The organism is Comamonas sp. SY3 (assembly GCF_041730275.1).
Lineage (GTDB): Bacteria > Pseudomonadota > Gammaproteobacteria > Burkholderiales > Burkholderiaceae_C > Comamonas > Comamonas sediminis.
This window is the reverse complement of record NZ_JBGTYN010000065.1, coordinates 1-526: the sequence shown is the minus strand read 5'-3', so window position 1 is coordinate 526 and position 526 is coordinate 1. Positions and strand designations below refer to the sequence as shown.

Sequence of the window (526 nt, the reverse complement as noted above, 5' to 3'; positions counted from 1 at the left end):
CAGCACCCCAGGCCCAGCCCGCTGATGCGCTGACCCGAGCCGCACTTGATGTGCTGGCCGAGCGCGCCCGCCAGATCGGTAAAGAGGGCTATGTTCCAGAGGCCGATGACAGCTATGTTGACGCAGAGTTAGCCGCAGCAGCCGCCACTTATGCGTTGCTGGCAACAGGCGCCGATGGCTGGCGTGTCGATGACCACTGGCCGTGGGCACAAGACTCGCTCAAGAAGGGTGACGCGCGTCGCATGCTGGAGAAGGCCGGCGCGCTCATCTTGGCTGAAATGGAGCGCCTTGACCGCGCCGCCAAGGCTGCAGCCCAGGAAGGCGGCAATGCATGAAGACCCTGCACCTGATGACGCAGCGCGACCAGCCCTACGGCAGCGTGCGCCGGTGCTGCGAAAAGTGCGGCTTGATGCTCGTGTGGCGTGAAAAATCATTCTGGGATGAACATGCCTACATCGTTGACGAGCAGCACTACCACCGCGGACACCCCGGCTTTACCACTTGCGACGCCCAGCGCGCCCAACAG

General features: G+C 63.7%; 1 protein-coding gene and 1 pseudogene. Both read left to right on the top strand.

Annotated features, from left to right (window positions below; all coding sequences use genetic code 11):
* A pseudogene (locus ACCQ08_RS26070) lies at positions 1 to 335 on the top strand (hypothetical protein); the annotation flags it as partial.
* On the top strand, positions 332 to 526 hold a 195-nt coding region (locus ACCQ08_RS26065; protein WP_373451388.1), incomplete at its 3' end, for a hypothetical protein. The pseudogene ACCQ08_RS26070 and the gene ACCQ08_RS26065, both read left to right, overlap by 4 nt.